This is a genomic window from Bacillus sp. J33, from assembly GCF_000518885.1.
In the GTDB taxonomy this organism is placed as follows: Bacteria; Bacillota; Bacilli; order Bacillales; family Cytobacillaceae; genus Cytobacillus.
The window spans coordinates 1-4,828 of sequence record NZ_JAEL01000171.1 but is presented as its reverse complement, the minus strand read 5'-3'; the positions used below and the strand labels follow the sequence as shown (position 1 = coordinate 4,828).

Annotated in this window: 5 protein-coding genes; 3 read left to right on the top strand and 2 right to left on the bottom strand. The window is 42.3% G+C overall.

The features are described from left to right. Positions 1-412: 412 nt before the first annotated feature. Entirely contained in the window at positions 413-1,609 is a 1,197-nt protein-coding gene (locus L634_RS0128195; RefSeq protein WP_026585267.1) for an MFS transporter, read from the bottom strand. Between the two features lie 45 nt (positions 1,610-1,654). Next, positions 1,655-2,092 carry a MarR family winged helix-turn-helix transcriptional regulator gene (locus L634_RS0128190; protein ID WP_026585266.1) on the bottom strand — a complete coding sequence of 146 codons (438 nt, stop codon included), beginning with the start codon at positions 2,090-2,092 and terminating at the stop codon, positions 1,655-1,657. 390 nt (positions 2,093-2,482) lie between these two features. On the opposite strand from L634_RS0128190, the gene L634_RS0128185 reads away from it, so the two are divergent. From L634_RS0128185 to L634_RS0128175, 3 genes are all read left to right on the top strand, one after another. Continuing rightward, entirely contained in the window at positions 2,483-3,580 is a 1,098-nt protein-coding gene (locus tag L634_RS0128185; protein WP_026585265.1) for a carbohydrate kinase, read from the top strand. A 14-nt stretch (positions 3,581-3,594) separates the two neighbouring features. Further along, positions 3,595-4,506, top strand: coding sequence for a pseudouridine-5'-phosphate glycosidase (locus L634_RS0128180; protein WP_026585264.1), 912 nt, complete (start codon positions 3,595-3,597; stop codon positions 4,504-4,506). Between the two features lie 90 nt (positions 4,507-4,596). Beyond that, positions 4,597-4,828: helix-turn-helix domain-containing protein (locus L634_RS0128175; RefSeq protein WP_026585263.1), on the top strand; the 232-nt coding region annotated here is incomplete at its 3' end.

The window sequence follows — 4,828 nt, the reverse complement described above, 5'->3', positions numbered from 1 at the left end:
AACAATGGATAGTAGAACAAAGACAAGCCTAACTTTTTGTTTAGCTGAGCCCTTAAGCTAATTCAGCAATCGGCGGAGCGAACTCTTGACAAACCGAACTTGCCAATGGTTTAAAATGGAAACAACCAAGGGCTTATTTGGTATGCCTTCTTTTGTTCCCTTCGCCCTTGTTAAACAATCCTCAAACCATTGGCGTGTTTGTCAAGAGCGATTGCGGCGCATCTCCATCCAGTAAATAGGAGAGAAACTAACCCTTTAGGTAGTTTTCATAAATCTTTTGACACTACCTTTTGAATATTAATTATATTATATGCTAATTTTCATATGAAGGGCAAAAAATATTCAGAAAATATCTACAATTAAAGGTTGACAAAAAAGAGCCATAATAATGGCTCTCAATATGCGATCAACCTTATAGCGGCAAGTCTGCCTCTTCATGAACAGTTTTAGGTTCCGTTTTTTTCCCGTGAAGCAAATAGTAGACGAGCAGGCCGAACAATGCGACACCCGCAAGCATGAAATAAAGGGAGGAAAAACCTGTTTGGACAGCAAGTATTCCCAGTACATACGAACCTAAACCAATACCTGTATCAAATAGTGTAAAGAAGGTAGAAGTAGCAAGGCCTCGTTTCGCTGCATCGGCTTGTTTGATTGCAACTGTTTGCAGGCTGGGAACAATTGTACCGTAGCCTAGTCCGATTATAGCTCCGGAGAGCAGGAATAAAAAGGTGTTGCTTGCCTGGCTAAGCAACAATAAACCGGCGGCAAAAAAGGTTATAGCTGGATAAATGACTTTATTTTCTCCATAAGTGTCAAACCATCGGCCTGTGAATGGACGGGACATGATTATGAACGCCGCATATACCACAAAAAAGAAGCTTGCTGCTTCAAGCAGGCCGAGCTCTTTCGCATAGACGGAGATAAAGGAGAGAATACCTGAGTAAGCAAATGCCAATATGCCTGCTGCAATGGCAACAGGAATCGCATTTTTCTCAAACAAACTTGAAAGCGTAAATTTTGGGTGTTTAACGGAACTTTCTGCTTTTTGTGGAATTTTTACAAAAGCACCCAATACGATAGCGATAAAAGATAGGACTGTACATAAAGCAAATATCCATAGGAAGCTAGCGTATTGAATGATCGTCAATCCTGCAAAGGGGCCGATTACCATGGCTAAGTTCATGAACATCGCATAATAGCCAAGCCCTTCGCCTCGTCGTTTATTTGGCACAATATCAGCGACGATTGCTCCAGTAGCAGTAGTGGCCATGCCAAACCCAATTCCATGCAGAAACCGAAGTGCAAGCAGGGCTGGCATTGAGTCAGCCCAGAAATAAAGAAGGGATGATACCGCAAACACAAGCAAAGATGAAAGCAAAATCTTTCTGCGTCCAAGCTCATCAATCCACTTGCCTGTAAATGGCCTGCTGATCACTGCGGCAATCAGGAATACCGATATAACCAGGCCAACCTGTGTCTCATCACCCTTCAATTCATCCAAGATGTAAAGGGGAAGCGTAGTCAGTAAAACATAAAAACCCATAAATAGGAAAAAACTAGTAACAGAAATGCTCAAAAAATCCTTCGTCCACAATGGCTGTTTCTTCATGTTGACCTCCTAACAATTCGGTACCAGGCACCTATCCCACTTTGATTAACTGGTATAGGTGCCTGGTACCATATTTTCTCTCATTTTTGCCATGAGTCTGATCATGGTGCTGATTTCTTCTTCAGTGATGTTGTTTAAGACTTGGCTTTCGCTCTTACGAACAGATTGGAGCCAAGTGTCGTATTCATTTATGGCTGCGTCGGTAAGGGAAATCTTTTTTTCACGTTTGTCCTGACCTGATGTTCTTTTAATCCATCCGGCTTTCTCCAAACGCGCCAAGGTCCGGGTCATGGTTGGAGCTTCAACTCCCAAGTAAGATGAAAGTTCTTTTTGCGTACTTGGACCGCCTGTTTTGAGGCGATAAATAATAGACCATTGTGCAGCATACAAGCCAAGCGGCACAAGGCTTTCATTAAGTAATTTTGAAAAATGCCGCGTGAATTGGTTTATGGAATGAAAAAGTTCGCTTTGATTAGAATACATTGGGTCACCCTCTTAAAATAGTTACCTAGCTAACTATATATGATTGTTAAGAAAATGTCTACCTTTCCTAACGGAATCCGGGATTGGTAAAACCATAATATTGCATTCACATCAACTTAATGGCTGACTAAATGTTTAACTGGCAAAGCAAAGGGAATAGGACACATTTTGGCAGTTAGCTAATAAAACCTAAAACAAGCAAATAAATTACTTAATTTAGCGAACAAATCCTTTAATTTAGCAAACAAACCATGATAACTGGCGAATAAAAAGGTAGCGGCATAGATTAATAGACTTCTTAATAGAATTATTTGAAAAATAGCACTTGTTTTATTAATAAACAAAAGTTTATAATATAGACAAAAGTTTAAAAGACAGGGCTGATCAATTTTGAATGAAAAAGAGTTATTGATTTTGCAGCTGATCAAAGAGGATCCATTTATTGCCCAGAATGAGTTAGCTGAAAAGACGGGGCTGTCCAGGTCTGCTGTAGCTGGGTATATCTCCTCTCTTACGAAGCAGGGGAAAATTCTTGGCAGAGCTTATGTTCTTCCAGAGAGAAAAGACGTGCTTTGTGTTGGAGGCTCCAATATAGACAGGAAAATTCAAGTATCAGGTAACCTTCAGTATGGTACGTCAAATCCTGCTGAGAGCTCGCAATCCTGCGGAGGAGTGGCCCGCAATATAGCAGAAAACCTTGGCAGGCTGGGCTGTGATGTTGGACTGATGACGGTTGTTGGTGATGATCATGAAGGGGAGTGGCTCCTTGAATATACCAAAGCCTTTGCTGATATAACACCTTCACAATCCTTAGCAGGTCTAACGACTGGCACTTACACAGCTGTTCTTGATCACGATGGAGAAATGGCAGTAGCACTTGCAGATATGACCATTTATGAAAGCGTTGGCACTGAGTTTATCGAGAAGAAGTGGGGCTATCTTGCCTCATCGGAAATAGTTGTCCTTGATACCAATTTCCCTCCTCAAGTGTTGAAGCAGATCATTACTAGGTGTTATGAAGAAAACGTACCGCTCTGCATCACACCTGTATCTGCCCCCAAAATTAAAAATTTGCCAACTGACCTGAAGGGTGTTACCTGGCTGATTGCCAACAAAGATGAAGCCGAAGCCCTAACAGGAATGGAAATCAGCAATGAGGGGGATTTTTTCAAGGCAGCAGAAAAAATTATGAAAAAAGGCGCAGAGAAAGTTGTGATCAGCCGGGGAGATAAAGGGCTGATTTACTTTACGAACGAAGGAGAGGCTGGTGTGCTCCTCCCGCCAAAGGTGAAAATTGCTGATGTTACGGGTGCTGGCGACTCACTTGTTTCCGGAATTATTTTTGCGCATCTAAAAGGATTAGGCACTGAAGATGCCTGCAAGATCGGAATGTCCTGCTCAATGCTGGCATTGCAGTCTTTTGAAACAGTTAACCCGAATTTAAATAACACACGGTTGCAGGAAACATTCAAACAATATTTTGACTAAGGAGAAGTGACATCATGTTAAAAAAATGGCTAGAATACTCAGAAGAAGTCTTGGAAGCAAAAAAGGCAAATAAACCGGTCGTTGCTTTGGAATCAACGATTATTTCACATGGAATGCCATACCCGCAAAACGTCCAGACGGCAAAAGAGGTAGAAGGAATTATTCGCCAAAACGGTGCAGTGCCTGCAACGATTGCGATTTTAAATGGGAAAATCAAAATTGGCTTATCAGATGAGGAGCTGGAGTTTCTTGCCCAAAGCAAGGACGTTGAAAAGGCAAGCAGGCGTGACCTGCCCTATCTGGTGGCAAAGAAGAAGAATGGCGCTACAACAGTTGCGGCAACCATGATCTGTGCTGAGCTTGCCGGTATTGAAGTGTTCGTTACTGGCGGAATTGGCGGGGTGCACCGCGAAGCAGAAACGACCATGGACATTTCTGCAGACCTCCAGGAGCTCGCACAAACAAATGTAGCAGTTGTCTGTGCAGGTGCCAAATCAATCCTGGATATAGGATTAACACTCGAATATTTAGAAACGCATGGCGTACCGGTTGTTGGGTTCGAAACAGATGTATTGCCGGCCTTCTATACTCGTACTAGTCCTTTTAACGTAAACTACCGGGTAGACAGTGCTGAAGAAGCAGCAGAAATGATCCGCACAAAATGGGAACTGGGCCTAAAAGGCGGCTTAGTTATCGCCAACCCGATCCCGGAAAAAGATGCGATGGAAGAGGCATTTATCACAGGAGTTATCGAAACCGCTTTAAAAGAAGCGAAGGATAACAATATCGCTGGCAAAAAAGTAACGCCATTCCTTCTCGGAAAAGTAAAAGAATTAACAGAAGGCACCAGCCTTACTGCGAACATTGCATTGGTGAAGCATAATGCGGAAGTGGGATCAAGGATTGCTGTTAGTTTGAATAAGTAATGAGAAAAGCCAGGCTAAATTGATATGATCCCCCTATAGTAGACAGAAAAAAGAAAGCATACTAATCTGTCTACTATGGGGGGATTTTTGATGGGGAAAACAAGACAGACATATGATGTTAAATTTAAGAAAAGAGCCGTAGACCTTTACTTAAAAGAGGGGATGGGTTATGAAACAGTCGCTAAGGAGCTGGATATTAATTATTCAATGGTAAGACGCTGGGTTAAACATTTTAAGGCTGAAGGGATAAAGGGGCTGGAAGAAAAACGAGGGAAAGCAAAAGGACCAGGTCAAGGCAGACCCAGGACCTCTCCGGAAGATC

What these genes read in the sequence shown, in the direction of transcription:
- L634_RS0128190 (WP_026585266.1), bottom strand. Translation starts at nt 2,092, where the DNA reads ATGTATTCTAATCAAAGCGAACTTTTTCATTCCATAAACCAATTCACG.
- L634_RS0128180 (WP_026585264.1), top strand. Translation starts at nt 3,595, where the DNA reads ATGTTAAAAAAATGGCTAGAATACTCAGAAGAAGTCTTGGAAGCAAAA.
- L634_RS0128195 (WP_026585267.1), bottom strand. Translation starts at nt 1,609, where the DNA reads ATGAAGAAACAGCCATTGTGGACGAAGGATTTTTTGAGCATTTCTGTT.